At 52.5% G+C, this 385-nt stretch carries 4 tRNA genes; all 4 read right to left on the bottom strand.

Annotated features, from left to right (window positions below):
- Positions 1-12 precede the first annotated feature (12 nt).
- A tRNA-Met gene (locus V6E76_RS11435) sits at positions 13-84 on the bottom strand.
- 25 nt (positions 85-109) lie between these two features.
- Positions 110-202, bottom strand: a tRNA-Ser gene (locus V6E76_RS11430).
- 14 nt (positions 203-216) lie between these two features.
- A tRNA-Ile gene (locus tag V6E76_RS11425) sits at positions 217-293 on the bottom strand.
- A 5-nt stretch (positions 294-298) separates the two neighbouring features.
- Positions 299-375, bottom strand: a tRNA-Met gene (locus V6E76_RS11420).
- Positions 376-385 lie beyond the last annotated feature (10 nt).

The following is a 385-nucleotide window of genomic DNA, read 5'->3' as shown; positions in this document are numbered from 1 at the left end:
ATAAAAAAATAATTGCGGGAGAAGGATTCGAACCTACGACCTCCGGGTTATGAGCCCGACGAGCTACCACTGCTCCATCCCGCGACAATAATATTAGTTTAAATAAAAATGGCGGAGGAAGAGGGATTCGAACCCCCGCGAGCCGTTAAGCCCCTGTCGGTTTTCAAGACCGATCCCTTCAGCCGAACTTGGGTATTCCTCCGCGATATAAAGTTATGGTGGACCTTGCAGGACTCGAACCTGCGACCCAACGGTTATGAGCCGTTTGCTCTGACCAACTGAGCTAAAGGTCCAACTATGGTGGCGGCAGAGGGGATCGAACCCCCGACCTCACGGGTATGAACCGTACGCTCTAGCCAGCTGAGCTACGCCGCCGAGTTAAATT

It is taken from the genome of Jeotgalicoccus huakuii, from assembly GCF_036665975.1.
Lineage (GTDB): Bacteria > Bacillota > Bacilli > Staphylococcales > Salinicoccaceae > Jeotgalicoccus > Jeotgalicoccus marinus.
The sequence above is the reverse complement of the archived record's forward strand: the minus strand, read 5'-3'. Positions and strand labels throughout refer to the sequence as shown.